Here is a 19,145-nt window from a genome sequence, read left to right as displayed (position 1 = left end):
GGTGGCCGAGGCTTTAAGACTGGCCGAGCTGTATCAACTTGCGATTCTGGACACTCAACCCGAAGAGGGATTTGAGGCGGTAGTTGATTTGGGTGTGTCTGCATTCAATTGCTCAAGCTGCATCGTTTCATTTGTTGACTCGGACCGGCAATGGTTCAAAGCCCGCCGTGGCTTTAACAGCCTGCATGCAGATGAAACCCCGCGCGACATTTCAATTTGCACCCACACCATCAAGAAAGACGAACCCATGGTGATCCCGGACTGCACCCTGGATGACCGAGTGAAAGACAGTCCGCTGGTGACCGGCTCGCCCTGGATTCGTGCCTATTTGGGCGTACCCATCAAAACTCCTTCAGGTGCCAGGGTAGGCTCATTCTGCTTGATCGACACAAGCCCCAGGATATGGAGCAGTGCTGAAATCAAAATGGCGAAATCGATGGCAGCACTGGTGGAAGTGTCGGTGGCGAACAGGCAGCAACAAGCGCAGGGCACTTATAGGCGCGAGCCCATTTTTCAGGATGGACACCGCAGTGACTTTGCTGGCCACGAACAATCCTATGCAAGCTGGAGAAGACAAGGTGACGAAAGTTTTATCGCCCTGTCACCCAACCTGGAGGACTGGCTTTGCTTGAGCCATAGCCCAAGAGTGAACTGGGCCTGGTTCAACAGCCTGATTGTAAGGGAGGATCGGCACGACGTTGAGCTGGCCAGAGAGCTTGGCGACGGGAAGGCTTTTCAATATCAAATTCAGCTGCCCAATGGTCGTTTACTGACGCTAAAGGAACGTACTTACAAATCCCCCGAGGAAGAAGGAGAGACACTGACTGTGGGGCTGCTACAAAATGTGGCAGTGGCTGCACAGTTACCACGTGCGGCAATCCAGGGCCGCCCCAATCCACTGGACACCCTGAAAACAAACACCTCGGGGTTTCTTGCAGAATCAACGCGAGGTAAGTGTGTACTGGATTTGAACTTCAAATTGGTACAACTCGGGCAGGTTGACGACATCGAGCTTCACCGGGTGAAAGACAACCCGTCCATACTCGATTTTATTTACGAGGAAGACAGGGAAAACCTGATTCGGGAAATGGAAACCGTATTGGGCACGCGCCTGAAGAAAAAAGCATTCGCCAGGATCAGGCTACCCGACAGCAAACCAGTATGGACTCGCTTTGTGATTGACCGCCCCGCCCCTGGAATGGAAAGCAGCCGCAAAGCACTGGTGCTTCAATACACCAAGATGGTGAATGAATCGACCATGGTTGACCGGAATCTGTTTGACCAGACTTTGCTGGGAATGACTGAAAAGCTGGGGGGATTGGGCACCTGGTTTTACCATGTCGACAGCGGGCTGCTGAAGGTGAGCGATCAATTCAAAGCGATCTGCAAAGCCAAAGACTTGCCTTTGGGTAGTATTTTCGAACTGACAGAATTGTTGACCCGATTGACCGGAAAGAATATGGCGTCAACCCTCATCGAATGCATCAACAACCGCCAGGCCGCCAGCATTGAATGCGAGGTTAACCTCGACGGATTGACTGGGCAGCGTTGGTTTCGCTTTAGCTTTCAACCGATCAGCAACGGCCTGGGCAGTAGCAGCGGCCTGTATGGCTCGGTCGAAGACATCACCCACACCACGCACCTTGCCCAGGAGTTGTCCCGGAAAAGTACCGCGCTGAACCAAGTACTGCATACGCTGACTGACGGCACGCTTGAACTAGACGAGGCCTTGCAGATTGAGGCCATTGATGCAAAGGCCCGACCTTTAGTTTTGGGCAAAGAACCGTTTGTTCACCAAGCGGCCATTGCCGAAGTTTTGCCTGGACTGGATACGCAGGAGATTCGAAAACGCCAGGCGGAACTTCGACGGCTGGGTACTACAAAAGACTATGAATTTTTCCACGCCAAAACTGAACGTTGGCTGCGGTTAAAATTTTTACCCAGCGAAGATGGCATTTCTATTTTGTTGCGCGACATCACGCAGCGCAAGGCCATGTACCGGGATTTGTTCATGGTGGGGTCTGCAATTGAGCAGATCAATGAAGTGATTATGGTGACCAACGACCTGGGCAGCAATGCCACTTCCTTTCAGTGTATTTACCTGAACTCGGCTTTTGAAAATGTGACCGGACAAGCGGTTTCGAAGTGGTTGGGTCGTAACCCTTATCCTTTAATCGCAGACCGCTTGCCTCTGCGCGATTTCAGAAAACTGCTGGTTCACCTGCTGAAACGTGAGAAACTGACCATCAAAACCCGCTACGAAACTGACGGTGGTACGCATGTGCCCTGCGAAATACTGGTGTCGCCTTTTGTCGACAAAGAAACCGGAACGCCATGGTCTTTGATTGTTTTCAGGCCATCGAGCGCCTGATAATAGGCGCACTCTAAAAATAATATGATTTGAGCCTGCTTTTGAATTTTGCCCTGACATTGCACAAATTGCTGAAGGCCGCCGCACTTGCGACGGGTCTTGCGCTCGCCCATGGGCAGGCCATGGCAGTGGACTACTCACTCAGCGGATTTGGCACTGTTCAATACACACTGGGTGACAACGAACAGAAGTACCTGCGTTTCATCAACGAAGACGGCACGTTCAAAGTCAACTCGATTTTGGGCGCGCAGCTGGATGTGAAATTCAACCCGCAACTGAGTGCAACAGTTCAGTATGTTGTCGCCCCGAAGCTGGACAACGATGAAGGCGTTGAAATTGACACCCGCTGGGCTTTTGCCACCTACAAGCCCAATGACAATTGGAGCTTCCGGGTTGGCCGCCAGCGACTGAACTTTTATCTGGATTCCGAAAATCTGGATGTTGGTCAAACTTATGTGCCAGCCAATTTAAGCCCTGAAATCTATTACAACGCGGGTGTTCTTGGCACAGACGGATTCTCGGCGAGCTACCAGTTTGAAGACACCGATGGTCGGTATTGGCGCCTTCAGGCCATTGCTGGCAACAGGGATATTATTCAACGGCTGTCTAACACCACGGCCGACTTCCCCACCAATCGCTATGAAGTCGCAGGGTTCGTGATTGGTGTAGATGGTGACAAATACCGCTTGCAACTTGCACATCATGAATCCCAGCTGGATCGGGAAATTCTCCAGTTCAATGGTCGGCGCGTTGTTGGGGGTTCGCTCAACGCGAGGCTACATTTCACCAATTTAGGTGCAGAGTACGACTGGCAACGCTACACGCTTCGCGCGGAGTTGAGTCAGCTCGAGTTTTCATCGACCAACAAAGGTGTGATTCCTGCTTTTGGACCACAAGTCCAGATTGTAGACACGCCGGAGTTTGAAGAGCATGGCGGCAACCTCACGCTGATTCGCAAAATTGGTGGGCAACATGCGGTTTACACCAGCCTGGGCCGCTTCATTTCCGAATTTGATGATCAGTACTCAATCGCGATTGGTGGAAAGTATGCATTGAGTGCATCTGACTCGCTCAAAGCCGAGATTCAGCATGTGGTCGAAAAAAATACTCGGCCTCAGCTGTCTGACAACCGAATTCCCAACACCACGTTCAATTTCCTGAGCGTGTCTTACAACTGGGTGTGGCAATGATTGCACGCACCACCAGTTTCGTGAAAGCAGCAACATCGATCGGCTTGTATTTGATGTTGGGTGTGGTTGGGGCTGCTTCCGCCGAGGTTTACGTGGTGTCGTCGGCGAGCCACCCGGTGAACGAAATCGCGATTCGTGAACTGCGCAGTATTTACAAGGGACGTTTAAGCCAGGTTAACGGGCATCGCTTGACACCGTTGAATACCGCTCCCGGCACAACCGACCGTGATGAGTTCTTAGAACGCATCATGAACTTGAACGAGCTAGACTACACCGGCTACTGGCATGTACGCCGATACACAGGCCAAGGAACGCCCCCCGCAGAGGTTGAGAGCAAGGAAGCGCTGTTCGCGACGCTGAAAGAGCGGCCTGACGGCATTGGCTACCTGTGGGTTCCCGCAGGTACCAAGCCAAAATTACCTGAAGGTTTGAAAGTGATTCGCTTGAAGTGATTCAATGAAAGCCTTCTGGGCTTGATTCCGTTATTCCTTGGTGTAGCCTTTGCTTAAAGGCAGCCACCAGGTGAAACCAAACACCAATGTTTTCAACACCACCTTGCCCACCGGAAGATTCAATGCGCGCAGGCGATTGATGGCCAGTGGAATTTCAAGCACATGGGCCAACAAAATAATGGCCGCAAATAGGGTGAGAAAAGGAACGTGAAAGCCCAGCAGCCCGACCAATGGGACGATCAGCCAAAAAACCACCAAACCGGCTTGAAGCCCGTACCAAACTCGATGTTCGCCCATGTGTGTCCCCTGTTTTTATTAATCTACAGGAGTTTAACTCAACGGGTGAGCACCGCAGTGTTGAAGCAATCCATGTTGTCGACTTGAACGACAACTTCATTGGCTTCTAGGCCCAACACTTCAAGAATTTCGTCCAATCCCCCACCTAGGGCATTCAACGCACTGTTTAACGTGGGGTTTGTAGCCAATACTGTTAATAGTCCATTCAAGCCAAGTACATCTGCACGCAGCTCAGTGAGCAAATTACCAACGCCCTGACCTGCCTCGAAACTGTAGGAAGTCGTGACTGTGGGATCTGGATAACCCACCATGGACACATCGTTGGCAGTACCACTGGCAAGGTTCGCTGTGACCGTGCCCAATGGGCCGAGAAGAGGCAGTGATGGCAACTTAAGCGTGGTAAATATAGGAGTGGACGCGAGGTCAACTACAACCGCCGACTGGGATTGAGGAAGGCGACAGTCAATGTCTTTAATATCAACCTCTCCGCCACCAGTTCTTACTGTCAAATCCAGCAATCCCGCAATTTTTGTTTCAACTTGCACCTGCTCTGTGCGAGCAGTAGCTATCACAGCGCCATCGCTGTTAAGTTTCGTAGCCACAAACAACTGGGGAGGATTCAATACAGAAACTCGCAAAGTGTTACCCAGGCTCAACTGCAAACTTCCAGCAGTCATTCCACTGGCCGCGGCCAAACTTGATGCAAACGCGAGGTTGCCCAGGCGCAAAGATGCACCGGCGAACTCAGAATCACCACTGGTGTCAGCAGACAATATTTCACTCAGCAAGAAATCGACTGTGTCGATTGGGCCATTCCCCGGAATAGCGACCACGGGTGCGCCCGGACCGGCTACATTTAATGCCGCCTCCAACAACTGCCCCGCAGACACTTCGGTATTGAGCAGACGGGCCATGTCCAGCTGATCCCCGGCACTAAACACACCCAGCTCGACACCCAACTGCAACAAATCAACCTGGGCATCAGAGGCTAACAAGCCCTGAAAACCCAGCAAATTCAGGCGTAATTCCGTACCAATCGCACACAACAATGATGGGCCGCTGGAACAATTGACCCCAAGACTTAACAAATTAGTACCGACCAAACCCGATATGACTGGTGTGACTGTGGCTTCGGCGACGGCCACAACGGGCTCGGTGCCCAAAAACGCGGCGGGTACATTCCGCACCACACGCACCAACACAGACCGGTCGCAGGCGTTAGCGGGCAGCAAGGTGTCGGTGCCCCGCACATTGCAATTAATCGAAATGCTGTCAGTGGTGTCGTCAAGGCCGTTGCGCCTTGCATAATCGACCGCGGCGGTGAAACCTTGAGGGGCATTGCCAATATCGCTGGCGGCAGCCTTGGCGGCCAGGTCGGCAATGCGTTGCACCTCTTCCCTTTCCCAAACCACTTGCCCCAAACCCAACACAGCCAAGGCACCCACGGTCATCAGCATGATGAATACTGTGAGAATGGTCATGGCACCGCGCTGGCGGGAGGACACTGAAACTGACCTGGAAAATTGTGTGGACATGACGATGCTGCAATGGCGAACAAGCTTGATTTTGCATGAAAAGCCATCAATTTGATATGCAAAGCTAACGGGAAATCAGCATTCAGATCGTGTTTTCAAGGCTGGCTTATTTACCGTCTTTCAGAAACTTGCCAAGAATTCGCTTGCTGGGTTTGAGGCGACCAACCAGTGCTTTGGCCACGCTGGCGATGATTTCCATGGGGGCTGCAAGTCGGGAAGTTTGAGCGTGCGCGCCCAGTTCAAGCAAGGTTGCGGTGTCAAGAACACCCGTTTTACCCTGCAGCAACACAACACCCAATTCAGGGTTGTTCGCCTTGATTTGGTGAAGCAGTGGGGACTGACTGGCCTGCTCCGCATCAATCAACATGACCTTTACTTCATATTGATTAATTGAACTTTCAGCATGCTGCAGACCCGGGCAGGACAAAACACGCTCAAATTGGTTGGAGGCCGTGAGTTGAGCTTCCAGCGCCAAGCGTGAGTCCTTGTTTGAATCGACGATAAGCACCGTGGTCATTGCCCCCTCCATTTGGTATTTGGAAGTTGTTTAGCAATTAAAGTGCCAGAAACAGGACGACAAAACAGCCCGTTTTGGTGCAGGCTCTGAATTCAAACTGTGCTTATGCCCTGCCGAGCATGCCCTTGACTTCTCGCCACAAGCTGTCGATTTCTGCAGCCGCTTTGGAATTCGGCGCGAACTCATTGACGGATTTACCCAAGCCAACACTGATCACAAAGTCGTTGCGCTCATGCACGATGGTGCGGCAAATTTTAGCGGTGGCCTTGAGTTGTTCAAATACAATTTCAGGGGTGCTGCTGAACACGGAAGCACCATTGATGACCCAGGTCACCTTGCTGCCGGCATCGGATGCCCATTCCAGGGTGCTGCTTGCGCTGTGAATGTCCAGCGGGCTTGCTTTGGTGGGAATCAACACCAGGTCAGCATGCTCCATGGCGTCTTTGACCCATTTTTTATCAGTCGGGGGCATGTCAATAAACACATAGTCATAGCCTTCGTCTTCAAGCTCGGAAAGCTCAATCACGATGTCATTGAAACCCACTTTTCGAACATCCGGATAATCGGCCTCTCGCAAGGAATCCCAAAAACGGCTGGAGCCCTGAGGGTCCAGATCAAGCAAAGCCACTTTCTTTTTGCCCTGCTGACTGGCCAAGGCAGAAAGATTCAGGGAAAGCGTTGTTTTTCCAGCCCCGCCTTTGCGGCTGCTAATGATGATGGTTTTCATGGGAGGACATCCTGTGCAATAGGAAATTAAAGCAATATCGAGAATTTATTCTAACCTGCCTATGCAGTGGGGAAAAAGTTGTTCGATGCGGCTTGGCCGCAACGGCATTTGAATGCTTTGTCGGGTTTGCCACAGGGGAATTTGGTCGGTCAACAATTGGCTTCCCACCCAACCGTCTTGCCCACCCAACAACACAAAATGATTTTCATCGGGGTCGGACAAGTCTGAGAGATGTCGGCTTTGAGAGCCGTAGCTGGCTTCATCAAAACCCCGAATCAAATTGTGTGCATTTTTCATCAAGGTTTCCCGGGAGCCCGCAGCAGGAAACGATTTCGAAGAAAAAAGCTTGCCCAGCAAGGGCACATGCCCAAGTACATGGCGCAAGCGGATCTTGTGCAAATTGCCCCAAAGTTGCCAATGTTGCGCCTTGCGATTTGCCTCATCCACGCACAGCGGTACCACCCTGTCCCGTTCGGCATCGGTAAGATTTTCAAGGTCTTCCATCAAACAGGCTGACAGATAAGACCATTGATCCATCAGGCTTGGCGTTCGACCCGCGTGGCGCAAAACCGACAGTTGTTTGACCAAGGCGGCCAACAAAAACTCGAATTGAAGGGCTGCAAAACTGTCGGCGGTGTAAGCACCGCTCCACAAATCAATTGAATTACACAACACGGTCTGCTCACTGTTGAGCAAGTGAGGGCGGCAAAACTCAGCCAATTGACTCGACAACTGATCGGCCAACGGAGAAGTGACATCCAGCTGCAGTGCCAGCAAGGCCTGTGGACTTAATCGCTTTTGAGAATTGAACAAGGCTCGTGCCCGCATGACACGATCGTCACCGTTGAACAGAAATCCCAAGCCGGTTACTTCTGAAGGCCTGTTGTTGGCAGACACAATAAAACCGGCGGCTGGGTTAATCACGCTGGGAAAGTCGCGGGCACACACTCGCACCGACCAGTGTTCACTGGCCATGGACTCGGCCAATACCCAATCGTTTTCGGGGAAACCAGGCCGCTTGGGCAAAGTAGCGGCCAGCACATGGCCAATATTTCCCGAGATGTCAGCCCCAAGCACATTGAGTGGCGTAACGCCCACGCCATGCATGGCCTGCTGCAATTGCTCCACATTTTCAGCCTGCATGCCCAACAAAAAACTGGTGATTTCGTCGGTGGGCCAGTGCCCCGCCCAACGCAAGGAAAGATGGTCTTTGCCACACAGACGGCCCAAGGCTGCGCAATCGGTGAGCACAGGACCATGAGGGGAGAACCTGAGTTTTCTGCTTCGGGACCAGGAAAACCGGACCCGGATTTTTACGAGTTGCTCAGCCGTATTGTGCAAGGTGCTGTCATCGAGACGCACGAGGTCGGAGGATGCCGCACGCAAATTGGTACCGCCCCAGGCCAGGCTTGAGTTTCTTCCAAGACCGAGTATAGGCACACCCGGAAACATCAAGCCAACACATTGGTAAGTTGGCGTGCGCAGCCCCACCATCATCCACACATTGGGCAGGTGCTGACCCAGGTGCGGGTCGTTTACCATCAGCGGCTTACCGCTTTGGGTACGTGTGCCATGCACCACGATTGAATTGCTGCCGGAACGAGAAAGACTATTCAGAAATTCGCCGATTTGTTGAGCCGTGCTGGGCTTGCCAGAAACTGGACTGTCGAAACTGGTGGACACACCCGCCCCCACTCGGCGAAGCCGGTTCCACCATTCAATGAAGTCACCGGACAGGCGATGCTCGATGAGTGAGAAGTAAATGGGCCAGTTCACATCGGCGCCAGCCAGGCGACCAAACAACAGAATATCCAATGGGGTGTATGGTTCGGGTTGAATGCCCAAAAACTTTTCATCCACTCCACGCTTGCGCTGAGCTTGAACACAGTTCAGCCCTGCCACAAAGCCTTCAACCCATTCTTGACTGCTTTTGGGCATATTGGCCCATATGTCCGGAGCGGCACGGCCAAAATCGAGCAAACGAATGAGATGGTCCATGTCAACGAAGCCACGGCCACCCATTTCAGAAAGCCGACCTTGGGCCAAACGTTTCAGAAACTGCAACTGCGGACCACGCTGAAACTCGGTGATTGCGCCCAACGCGAAAGCACCATCGCGGTCTGAATTTGAAAAAATGTAGGGTACAAAAAATTCGTTGAACCGGATGAAAGTACCCGCCGGAAACGGCAAGTTCAGAGCTTTGAATTGCTGTAACCGGTCTTCGAGCGTGTAAGTGGGATAGCGGACGGACAACCAGCCCATGGAACTGGACAAGCGGGCGATTCCCCGTGCAAGTTTACGCAATAAGGGGTTTTGGGAAGGACCGAGGGATTTGAGCAAAGCTGGTCGGTAAGGGGTTCGCCCTTAAGAAAGACCGTAGGAGACCAGTTTGCCCAAGCGCTTCTGGAATTTTTTTTGCTGGCGCTGCTGGCGGGCTGCTTTAAACTGACCACCCAGCTTGTTGACCCAAACCATGGCTTGGCGCATTGAACACACTCACATTGAAATGATTTCAAAATGTGAGTGTGGGGCCTTCAGGTTTCAGGGATGTGACAGAACTGACTTAAATACTCAGGCCACTTTCTTTTTGCGTTTTGCCGAGGCCGCCTCTATCTCTGTGTGCATGGCCACGAATTCCTGACTGAGCTTGTGCGCAGGCATGAAATGGATCATTGGCTTGGCCGCCTCATGGCTTTCACGAATTTTGACGGATGAAGAAAGACAGGTATTCAACACTGGGTGCCCCTCTTCCAGTAATTCAGCCACCAATTTTTGCGGCAGGCTTGCGCGCGGCTGAAACTGGTTCACCACAATGCCTTCCACTTCAAGCGCAGGGTTGTGGTCGGCACGGATTTCATTGAGTGCATCCATGAGGTTGTACAAAGCACGGCGTGAAAATTCATCGCAATCGAAAGGAATGAGCACTGAGTCGGCTGCGATCAATGCCGAACGTGAAAAGAAGTTCAAGGCTGGGGGCGTGTCGATGTAAACGCGGTCGTATTGACCTTTCAGTTCATCGAGCGCTTCACGCAACTTGAAAATTTTATAACGCGATTCAAGTTTGACTTGAAGCTCTTCAAGTGCGGGGTGACTGCCGAGCAAATCCAGATTTTCATAAGGTGTTTCAACCACAAATTCAGCACTTTTCTTGGGGCGAATTTTGAAGTTCAAAGCCTGATCGAAGAAATCGGCAAGGGAATATTCAAGTGGGGCCGAGCCTCGGCCCATGATGTATTGGGTGCTGTTGCCTTGGGGATCTAGATCGATCAGCAGGGTTTTCAGGCCACTATTGGCCGAGATGGCCGCCAGGTTGCTGGTGATGGTGGATTTGCCAACCCCACCTTTTTGGTTGAAGACCACCCGACGCATGTAAACACTCCCTTTAGACGATTTTTTTCAATACTGTAACAACTTTTTCGAACACTGTGCCATAGGGAGCGCGCAGCAGAGGCGCGGCGTTGAATCTGGATTGCTCCAGGACGGGTTTGAGTTGGGACATTGCATTGAACCCCACCAAGCCGTGATAGGCACCCATGCCACTTGCACCGACGCCACCAAAGGGCATGTGGTCGTTCAGCACATGCCACATTGCATCGTTCACAGTAACACCGCCGGACACGGTTTGGCTCAATACCAGTTCTTTTTCGGCCTGCTTGCTGACAAACAAATAAAGCGCGATTGCCCTTTCTTTGGATTGAACCTGCGCGACAGCTTCTTCAAGGGTTCGATAAGCAAGAATTGGCAAAATAGAGCCGAAGACTTCCTCCTGCATGACTCGCATATCGGCGCTGGGGTTGACCACGAGCGTGAGAGGAAACTTCTTGGCTGAAGGCTCGAATACCTCATGGGCAGGATTGATCTCGATGATTTCTGCCCCCTTTTTTCGGGCGTCTTCGACCAGATCACGCAAACGAGCCATGTGCTTTGAATTGATGACACATGACACATCGGGGTTGTTTCGAATGGTGGGGTACTGCTTGTGGGAGGCCCGCTTTACCTCCGAAATAAAACGCCTGAGCTGACTTTCATGCACCATGGCGTAATCGGGTGCGACGCACACCTGCCCCGCATTGATCATTTTGCCGTGGGCGGCACATGCAGCCGCCTGCGCCACATTGCCACTGGGTGCAACAATCAAGGGAGACTTGCCACCCATTTCAAGGGTGACGGGTGTAAGGTTTTCCGCCGCGGCCTTGGCCACCAAACGCCCTACCCTTTGCGAACCAGTGAATAACAAATGATCGAATGGCAAACGGGAAAACGCATCGGCCACGGTTTCATCGCCTTCAATGACCGCCACATGTTCTTCCCCGAAATTGTTTTCAAGCAAACGCGCCATCAACGCCGAAGTTCTTGGGCTGTACTCGCTGGGTTTGAGCATGCAGCAGTTGCCTGCCGCCAAGGCAGAGGCCAGGCCAGCAAAGCTGAGATAAACCGGAAAGTTCCAGGGTGTAATAATGCCGATGATGCCCAGCGGCTGGGGTTTGATGTACGACACCGACGGGCGAAGTTGCAAAGGTGTGGGCACTTTGCGTACCTTCATCCACATGCCAACATGTTTGCGGCTGTGCCTGACCGCAGACAGGCTGCTGACGATGTCGAGCATGGTGGATTCATGGCGTGAACGATGGCCGAAATCCTCCGACATCGCATCCAGCAGTTCCCCTTCATTGCGAAGAATGATTTCTTCAAGCAATTCAAGGTTGCTGATGCGTTCTTGTTTGCTGGGGTGAGGATTGGCCCGGTAGGTTCGCTGTTGGCAATCGAACACATCCTGCAATCGTCCACTGACCAGTTGTAGGTTATCGACTCGATCCAACAATCCATTCTCCGTGTGACTGAGATTCGATTGTGGGGGCGCTAACAGTTGTACACAACCCCCTCAAATGAACTGTGTGGAAATGAAAAAACGGGCCGATAAAGCCCGTTTTTTCAATAACTTACAGCTTTCTTACAAAAATTACGCTTTCTCGCCCCGACGATCGAGGAAGTAAGCCAACGCAGGCAGGAATACCACAGCACCCACCATGTTCCACAAGAACATGAAGGTGAGCAGCAAGCCCATGTCGGCCTGGAACTTGATGGGCGAGAATGCCCAGGTTGCTACACCGATACCCAAGGTTAGGCCAGTAAACACAACCGCCTTGCCGGTGGATTTCAGGGTTTCAAAGTAAGCATCGGCAAACGGCATGCCTTCTTTCAAATACTCTTCAAGCTTGCCGTAAATGTAAATGCCGTAGTCCACGCCAATACCCACGCCCAGTGCGATCACTGGCAGTGTGGCCACTTTCACACCAATACCCAATGCCACCATCAGCGCTGAACACAAGAGGGAGGTAAGGGCCAAAGGCGCAATAATACAGATGACAGTGCGCACGGAACGAAATGCCAACCAAACCAGAATGGCCACCACACCGTAAACCCAAATCAGCATTTCAACCTGAGCGCGTTCTACCACTTCATTGGTTGCTGCTTCAATACCTGCATTACCGGCAGCCAGTTTGAAGACTGCATCGCCGGTGTCATTTTTGGCGATGAAGTCTTCGGCCGCAGCCACCACTCGCTTCAATGTGTCCGCTTTGTGGTCCTCAAGGAACACGATGATCGGCATGAAGGAGCAGTCAGAACTGAACAAGCCATCGGACAGGTTCATGCCGCTGATAGTGCCGTTCAACACAAACTGGTTACGGTTCAGTGCATTCCATTTCAAGTCACCTTCGCTGTACGCGCTGATCACAAACTTGGAACGATCGGCCAGAGAAATACTGCTTTGAACACCAGGCACTTGTTCAATCGTCCACTGGAACAAATCAACCGCAGCCAAAGTGTTGTATTTGATACAACCGTCCATTTCGGTTTCAACCATGACCACAAACACATCGGTGCTGGTGGAGTAGTTGTCAGTGACATAGGCGTTGTCCAGGTTGTAGCGAGAATCGGCACGCAACTCGGGGGCGCCTTTGTCAAGGTCACCAATTTGTACATTGGCATTGCCCCACAGGCCCACAGCCAACAAAGCCAAACCCACCGCCAAGGCACCCTTGGCCATCTTGGCTTGAGCAAAACCAGAAATGAAGCGCCATAACTTGTTGCTGCCAGACTCGGTTTGCTGCAGTTTGGCAACCGCTTTTTCGTCAACACCGGTGTAGCTCATGATCAGCGGCAACAACACCAGGTTGGTGAGAATAATGACCGCGACGCCCACAGAGGCTGCAATGGCCAAATCACGAATTACTGGAATGTCGATCACCATCAGGGTGGCGAAACCAAAACCGTCCGACAACAGCGCAGTCAGGCCGGCAATATACAGCCCACGAAATGCCAGACGGGCAGCACTTAGCTTGTTGTGACCTTCGCCTTGCTTGTGGGCAATCGCATTCACAATTTGTACGCCATGGCTTACACCGATCGCGAACACAAGAAAGGGTACCAACATGGAATATGGATCCAGCCCCATACCCAGAGCGTTCAACAAGCCCAACTGCCAAATAACAGCGGTGATTGAACAGGCCAGTGTGGCTGCTGTACTTTTGACACTGCGTGAATACAAAAACAACATGACCAAAGTGATGAGCACTGCCACGCCAAAGAACATCACTACCTGTGTTGCACCCTCAATCAGATCACCCACGATCTTGGCAAAGCCAGTGACACGGATCTCGATTTTGTCGGAATTGAATTCATTGCGCAGCTCAGCTTCAATGCGCTCGGAGAACTCTTTGTAATCGAGGCGATTGCCTGTTTCCGGGTTAATTTCAAGCAAGGGCAAATACACGATTGTACTTTTGAAATCGTTGCCCACGAGGCGACCAATTTGCCCGGAAAGCTCGACGTTCTGGCGAACTTGGGCAATGCTTTCAGCATCACCGTTGTAGGTTGCAGGAATCACCTGCCCGCCTTCAAGACCTTCCTCAGTCACCGAGGTCCAACGGGTATTTGCTGTCCACAGTGAAGCCATTTCCGGACGATTTACGCCCGGAATATAAAAGGCTTTGTCGGTGACCTGCTTCAGTATTTCCAGGTACTCGGGCGTAAAAATATCGCCCTCCTTGGCTTGTACCGTGACGCGAACCACATTGCCAAGGCTGGTGAGGTCAGCCCTGTTTTCAAGAAAATTAACCACGTATTCATGGTTAGTCGGAATCATTTTTTCGAAGCTGGCTGCTACTTTCAGCTGCGTGGCTTGCCATACCAACACGGCAGTGGCCAGTACCATCAATAAAATAACGAGTAGGCGATTGTTAAAAATCAGCCGCTCGGCAAACGGTGCGTTTGCCTTGATGTCTTTATCTGGAGAAGTCATTTTTAATTGGGTCCGTTTGAGGGGTCCGTTTACTTGAATTCAGACAGGGGCAAGGTTTTGAAACCACGCATACCCGCCAACAGAATTTCTTGATCGTTCAGTTGCACCACACTGGCTGACGGCAACTTGTCAGCGCGTCGTGCCACTTGAATAGTGCGAAAGTCATCGGTACTACGCGCCAAAATTCCACGCGAACCCACTACCACCATAGAGCCATCCGACAAAACGGTTGCACCACTAAAAGTTTCCCGCAGACCGGTGTTGATCTCTTCCCATTGTTCGCCACCAAAAGGCAAACGGAAGGCGTTTCCACGCAAGCCAACAGCAACAACGGTGCGCGTATCTGGTGCCTCAAGCAGCGCAAACACCGAGCCGTCATAATCAATTTTTCGTGCAGTCCAGGATTCGCCTTCATCAGAACTGACCAACACTGTACCCTGCTCACCAGCCACCCAGATTTCTCCGGTTTTGCTGAGCATCATCGTGTTGAAATGGTAATTGGTAGGATTGTTGGTACGGTCTCCCAAGTAGGTCCAACTGGCCCCCTGGTCCGTGCTTTTCAACAACTGGCCGTAAGCGCCAGCTACAAATACATTGCCATTGCCGTTGACGATTACATCCAGCAAAGGCTTTGATGGGCCAACTTCATAGTCGCCCTGCGCCAAATCGAGTGTGAACATTGCTTCTTCAGCAGCAATCTCGAGCCTTTCGCGATCTTCGGGCGCGGCATTTTCAGGCAGATTGTCCAGCTGCTCTTGCAAACGATCCGCTTTCTCTTGCGCAATATCGAGCACAAACTGGTTAATTGTCGATCCATCAATCAACTTCTTCCAGTTGGCACCCCCATCTTCGGTTTTAAGTACAACCCCATCATGCCCAACGGCATAACCAACAGCTTCATTGTCGAAGGCCACTGATGTGAGGGTAATGGACACGGGTACCTTACCTGCACTCCAGGTTTGCCCGTTGTCTTCGCTTTTCAATATTTGTCCAAACTCACCCGCCGAAAACAGGTTGTTGCCAACGCGCTCAACATCCAGCAAAAGCGCCCGAGTTGCATTCACACTGGGAATGGCTGGTATTTGAAGCAGATCAATCTTGGCTGTAGACAAACTGCCGTAGGTCATCAAACCCGCGCAGAGTATGCCGCCAAGTGCCAGCGTGGAAGCCGCCCTGTTAGAAAAACGATTCCGGAGAAACATTGAAGATCCTTTGAAATTAAAAAAAGGCTACAAAGGGCCTATGCCCCCTGTAGCCTGAATTTACCTAGCGATTACTGAACGCCGAGTCGACGCAGGCCGGCCGGTGTATAGTTGGCGCGGTCTGGCGTGAAGTCGAACACGAATGGCTGCTCTGCCTCATTGGTCAGACCAATGGTAAGGTAGCGACCTGACTGCAAGTCGTACAGCGCCTCTGCTGCATAAAAAGGCACGTTCTCGTTGTAGTACTGGATGTTGTGGGCTTCAGCAACACGCCACAATGCACCTTTGCCATCGTAGTGATCGATGATGGAGGCCTGCCAGTTGTCTTCGTTCACAAAGAATACTCGCTTGGCATAAATATGACGCGCGCTGTCTTTCAAGGTTGCCTCAACTTCCCATACACGGTGCAACTCATAGCGCAGATGCTCTGGGTTCATGTGCAGTGGTTGGTGAATTTCCTTGTAAGTCAGCTTGTTGTTGGCCAAACGATAGGAGTTGTACGGAATGTACATTTCCTTCTTGCCCTTCAACTTCCACTCGTAACGGTCTGGTGCGCCGTTGTACAAATCGTAGTTGTCGGTAGTACGCAGGCCGTCAGCCGCTGTTCCGGGTGAGTCGTAGGCCACCTGGGGTGCGCGACGTACACGACGTTGACCCGCATTGTAGGCCCAGGCGCGACGACCTTCTTTCACCTGGTCCAGTGTGTCGTGAACCAGCAATACGTTACCGGACACAGACACCGGGCTCTTCAAGATTTGATAGAAGTAGAAGTTGATGTTGTCATCTTCACCAGCCTTGTAAAAATTGGGCAGGTTACGAGGGAACACCAAGGTGTCTTCAATGCGGTTGATAATGAAAGAGCCATCACGCTCAACAGGCACCTGTACGAAATCACGCTTGGCTGCACCGCCGCGATAACGAGTCAGGTGATTCCAGATAACCTCAACACCATTTTGTGGAATCGGGAATGGAATGGCCTGTTCAAAACCGACCACGGAGTTACCTTCGTTTTCAGTTTTGGCGTTGGTTGCGTTTTTCTTGGCCGCGTCCAACACTTTCTTGGGGTATGCGGTTGTGCGGTGTGTTTTGTACACATTCATTTTGAACGTGGGGTACTTTTTCAGCATTTCCAGCTGACCTGGTGACAGGTTGGCTTTGTATTGCTCAGCGTTTGCACCGGTGATGGTGAACAATGGCTTTTCATTGGCGAACGGATCGACCAAGTGTTGCCCTGGCTTGTAGCCTGCTGGTGCCTTGGTAAGGCCGCCGGTGTAGGCTGGAATGGTACCGGCGGCATTGCCCGCCTTTTCCGCACCAAATTCAGTCAGGGTTGTGCCCAGCTTTGCCGCTTCTTGCGCGCTGACAGCCGCTTGCGCGGTGCCAACAGCAAACAAGCTTGCCAGAGCCAGTGCTGTGAGTTTTGTTTGAAACTTCAACATAAAAATTCCTCCAGTGTGTCTCTGTTCTTAGAATGAGTAGGATGCGCTCAAAGAGATGAAGTCGCGGTCTTTCAGAACGTCATAATCTGCCGAGTTGGCAAAGGTTGTATAAGTAACCGACGCTTTAGTGTTGGCATCAAATTCAAACCCCAAACCCAAACCAACCGACTGACGGCCTTCATTAAAGGACTGTGCTGGTTCGGGAGACCAACCATCCACATCGTGAGACCACGCAATGGAAGGTACAAGGTCGACGCCCATGAATACATCGCGATACGTAGCTTGTGAACGTAAGCGATACCCCCAAGAAAAGTCGGTGACAAATCCATTGAAATCCCCAGTTTGGGCAGCGGATCCGAATACTGGCGAGCGGCCATAACGGATCCCACCGTTTCTGACGTCCGGCAACCCATCAACAAAAATTGCCGCCACTTCACCAACAAATACAACTTGGCTAGAGCCCAAGGCACGGTCAAAAGTTTTGATAAAAGTGTTTTGAATTTGGGTTACGTCAAATCTATCGAAGCCGTTCACGATCGAATTTGCCGGGGCATTAGCAACTCGCTGATTAAGCGCTGTTGGTACCGTCGCCCCACCCAAGGGACCGGCGAGCGCGTTGGTATTGCCGTTGGTTAAGCCAGCTCGCAGCAAATCGGTCGCATTGATTTGAATTGGCAAATCCTGCACCATTGACGCCTCTCCAGACCAAGCCCATCCGCCGACATTGGTAGCAAAGCTCAAACCAAATACCTTCAGGTCTTCCGGGTAATCGATAACATACGCAGAGTCGGTGTTGGCACCAAAGGTCAAGTTCGGATTAGATCCTTTGCTCAAGCTAGCCAAAGGTATGCGGCTGTGGTACTGCATCGCGTAAGCACCAAGTTCAGCATCCAGCGAATCAAAATAGCTGCGCAGCGCGAAACCAAATTGACCGCCATCGTCAGGCTGGCGATCGACAGTACGTGGCACAAAGGGAAGCTGACCTGCAACTGCAGGCGTAGTGAAGTTGGCACTGTCTGGCAAAGCCGTCAAGAAAGCCAAACGATCACACCCATCAGCCGCGAAATCGGCAGATGAAAAGTAAGTACCACAACCTTCTGGTACTGTCTTGCGCCATTTCAGCTGAACAAAACCTTCCAGGCTGGTTGTGTCGGTGACACCTAGATTGGCGTACAACATTTCAGCCGGTGTAAAACCTTCCTTCAGTTCTGCGCCGGGGCGACGGAACGCAGAGACATCGATAGTGTTCAGACCTGCAATTGGACTGAGCAAGAAAGTACTCTCACCCCAACTAATTACTTGCTTTCCTAAGCGGAGGTCAAGCGGCATGCCACCGACATCTGTATTGATATAGCCAAAAGCATCCAGCACATCAATGCCATCGAAACGTGCATAGGGATGAAAGCCGTTGTCATTCAAGCGCTGATCTCTTGCATTGTCGTTGGGCTCATGACCGTGGAACACACTCTTTTTGTTCAAGGTATAGTCGTAGAACCACTTCACACGGCTGAAGAAACCGTAATTGTCTTTCTTCAATTCAAAATCGTGAACACCCTTGATAATGGTCGAGAAGGTATCGCCCTTTTGGAAGTTCAAATTACCGTCATCACCGGTGTTAGATGCCCCTGTGCCGGTCTCACCCGCCGCATTCCTATTACCTGGCGAATAAAGAGCTCTGTCCTGCCCTTCAACTCGGAAACTTGTACCTGCACTCACCGTGGAGTTCACGCTGAGGTCGAAATCGCCAATCTGAAAATTGGCAGCCTGTACAGGCATCACAGCCGCGGCAAAAAGGCCCGCTGCGATCATGTTGCGCACGGCAACGTGTGTTCTTGTTTTAGAAAAAGAATGTTTGTTCATGTAGCCCCCAAATAATTATCGAGTCAGCGGGTGCGATACACCCGCAATTGCCGAACAGCCCTCAAGCCGAGGATGTCGGAAAATCAACTGAAAAATCGAATAGTTGTTCCGGCCTGCAACAGGCGCGAACCAACCTTATGGGGAACTTCGAGAACCTTGAGAAAAATAAGACATGTCACCTCCAGTAATTGCACCTTGATTGATGCTTTTTGCTAATTTTTTGCTTAGTGTAAAGCAGCTTTCCAAAAAATA

The 19,145-nt window shown here is 51.5% G+C and carries 15 protein-coding genes; 3 read left to right on the top strand and 12 right to left on the bottom strand.

Annotated elements, in window-relative coordinates; all coding sequences use genetic code 11:
• From LMED105_RS16070 to LMED105_RS02840, 3 genes are all read left to right on the top strand, one after another.
• Nucleotides 1–2,371 (top strand): GAF domain-containing protein (locus LMED105_RS16070; RefSeq protein ID WP_156799489.1); only part of this gene is annotated, 2,371 nt, incomplete at its 5' end.
• 41 nt (nt 2,372–2,412) lie between these two features.
• Nucleotides 2,413–3,561 carry a hypothetical protein gene (locus LMED105_RS16065; protein ID WP_156799488.1) on the top strand — a complete coding sequence of 383 codons (1,149 nt, stop codon included), beginning with the start codon at nt 2,413–2,415 and terminating at the stop codon, nt 3,559–3,561.
• Nucleotides 3,558–4,013: a hypothetical protein gene (locus tag LMED105_RS02840; RefSeq protein WP_008247996.1), complete on the top strand. Its 456-nt coding sequence runs from the start codon at nt 3,558–3,560 to the stop codon at nt 4,011–4,013. Before LMED105_RS16065 ends, LMED105_RS02840 begins: the two co-directional genes overlap by 4 nt.
• 30 nt (nt 4,014–4,043) lie before the next feature.
• Here the strand turns inward: LMED105_RS02840 and LMED105_RS02835 are convergent, their stop codons facing one another.
• The 12 genes from LMED105_RS02835 to LMED105_RS02785 all read right to left on the bottom strand — a co-directional run bounded on the left by LMED105_RS02835 (nt 4,044) and on the right by LMED105_RS02785 (nt 18,893).
• On the bottom strand, nt 4,044–4,310 hold the full coding sequence (locus LMED105_RS02835; RefSeq protein ID WP_008247995.1) for a hypothetical protein: 267 nt from the start codon (nt 4,308–4,310) through the stop codon (nt 4,044–4,046).
• 38 nt (nt 4,311–4,348) lie between these two features.
• Nucleotides 4,349–5,845 carry a pilus assembly protein TadG-related protein gene (locus LMED105_RS02830; RefSeq protein WP_156799487.1) on the bottom strand — a complete coding sequence of 499 codons (1,497 nt, stop codon included), beginning with the start codon at nt 5,843–5,845 and terminating at the stop codon, nt 4,349–4,351.
• Nucleotides 5,846–5,951: 106 nt separating this feature from the next.
• On the bottom strand, nt 5,952–6,362 hold the full coding sequence (locus LMED105_RS02825; RefSeq protein ID WP_008247989.1) for a response regulator: 411 nt from the start codon (nt 6,360–6,362) through the stop codon (nt 5,952–5,954).
• A 103-nt stretch (nt 6,363–6,465) separates the two neighbouring features.
• On the bottom strand, nt 6,466–7,089 hold the full coding sequence (locus LMED105_RS02820) for a ParA family protein (protein WP_008247988.1): 624 nt from the start codon (nt 7,087–7,089) through the stop codon (nt 6,466–6,468).
• A 45-nt stretch (nt 7,090–7,134) separates the two neighbouring features.
• Nucleotides 7,135–9,363, bottom strand: coding sequence for a penicillin acylase family protein (locus tag LMED105_RS02815; RefSeq protein ID WP_156799486.1), 2,229 nt, complete (start codon nt 9,361–9,363; stop codon nt 7,135–7,137).
• A gap of 90 nt (nt 9,364–9,453) precedes the next feature.
• Nucleotides 9,454–9,576: a hypothetical protein gene (locus tag LMED105_RS17070; RefSeq protein WP_008247986.1), complete on the bottom strand. Its 123-nt coding sequence runs from the start codon at nt 9,574–9,576 to the stop codon at nt 9,454–9,456.
• An 84-nt stretch (nt 9,577–9,660) separates the two neighbouring features.
• Nucleotides 9,661–10,458, bottom strand: a complete 798-nt coding sequence (locus LMED105_RS02810) for a ParA family protein (RefSeq protein WP_008247985.1) — start codon at nt 10,456–10,458, stop codon at nt 9,661–9,663.
• Between the two features lie 13 nt (nt 10,459–10,471).
• Nucleotides 10,472–11,908 (bottom strand): coniferyl aldehyde dehydrogenase, encoded by a 1,437-nt coding sequence (locus tag LMED105_RS02805; RefSeq protein ID WP_159568239.1) that lies wholly within the window; start codon nt 11,906–11,908, stop codon nt 10,472–10,474.
• 141 nt (nt 11,909–12,049) lie between these two features.
• The gene (locus LMED105_RS02800; RefSeq protein ID WP_008247983.1) at nt 12,050–14,392 is read right to left on the bottom strand and encodes an RND family transporter; all 2,343 of its coding nucleotides are present in this window, start codon (nt 14,390–14,392) and stop codon (nt 12,050–12,052) included.
• 29 nt (nt 14,393–14,421) lie between these two features.
• Complete coding sequence (locus LMED105_RS02795; RefSeq protein ID WP_008247982.1) at nt 14,422–15,594, bottom strand: hypothetical protein; 1,173 nt, start codon at nt 15,592–15,594, stop codon at nt 14,422–14,424.
• A 71-nt stretch (nt 15,595–15,665) separates the two neighbouring features.
• Complete coding sequence (locus LMED105_RS02790; protein WP_008247981.1) at nt 15,666–17,033, bottom strand: DUF1329 domain-containing protein; 1,368 nt, start codon at nt 17,031–17,033, stop codon at nt 15,666–15,668.
• 27 nt (nt 17,034–17,060) lie between these two features.
• Nucleotides 17,061–18,893 (bottom strand): DUF1302 domain-containing protein, encoded by a 1,833-nt coding sequence (locus LMED105_RS02785; RefSeq protein WP_040512086.1) that lies wholly within the window; start codon nt 18,891–18,893, stop codon nt 17,061–17,063.
• Between the last annotated feature and the right edge of the window lie 252 nt (nt 18,894–19,145).

This window comes from Limnobacter sp. MED105, assembly GCF_000170915.1.
GTDB lineage: Bacteria > Pseudomonadota > Gammaproteobacteria > Burkholderiales > Burkholderiaceae_B > Limnobacter.
Note: the sequence above shows the minus strand (reverse complement) of the source record. Positions and strands in the feature narration are given on the sequence as shown.

Coding starts and splice junctions, on each gene's coding strand:
- LMED105_RS17070 (WP_008247986.1), bottom strand. CDS start 9,576: ATGCGCCAAGCCATGGTTTGGGTCAACAAGCTGGGTGGTCAGTTTAAA.
- LMED105_RS02800 (WP_008247983.1), bottom strand. CDS start 14,392: ATGACTTCTCCAGATAAAGACATCAAGGCAAACGCACCGTTTGCCGAG.
- LMED105_RS02825 (WP_008247989.1), bottom strand. CDS start 6,362: ATGACCACGGTGCTTATCGTCGATTCAAACAAGGACTCACGCTTGGCG.
- LMED105_RS02785 (WP_040512086.1), bottom strand. CDS start 18,893: ATGAACAAACATTCTTTTTCTAAAACAAGAACACACGTTGCCGTGCGC.
- LMED105_RS02790 (WP_008247981.1), bottom strand. CDS start 17,033: ATGTTGAAGTTTCAAACAAAACTCACAGCACTGGCTCTGGCAAGCTTG.
- LMED105_RS02820 (WP_008247988.1), bottom strand. CDS start 7,089: ATGAAAACCATCATCATTAGCAGCCGCAAAGGCGGGGCTGGAAAAACA.
- LMED105_RS02830 (WP_156799487.1), bottom strand. CDS start 5,845: ATGTCCACACAATTTTCCAGGTCAGTTTCAGTGTCCTCCCGCCAGCGC.
- LMED105_RS02795 (WP_008247982.1), bottom strand. CDS start 15,594: ATGTTTCTCCGGAATCGTTTTTCTAACAGGGCGGCTTCCACGCTGGCA.
- LMED105_RS02840 (WP_008247996.1), top strand. CDS start 3,558: ATGATTGCACGCACCACCAGTTTCGTGAAAGCAGCAACATCGATCGGC.
- LMED105_RS02835 (WP_008247995.1), bottom strand. CDS start 4,310: ATGGGCGAACATCGAGTTTGGTACGGGCTTCAAGCCGGTTTGGTGGTT.
- LMED105_RS02810 (WP_008247985.1), bottom strand. CDS start 10,458: ATGCGTCGGGTGGTCTTCAACCAAAAAGGTGGGGTTGGCAAATCCACC.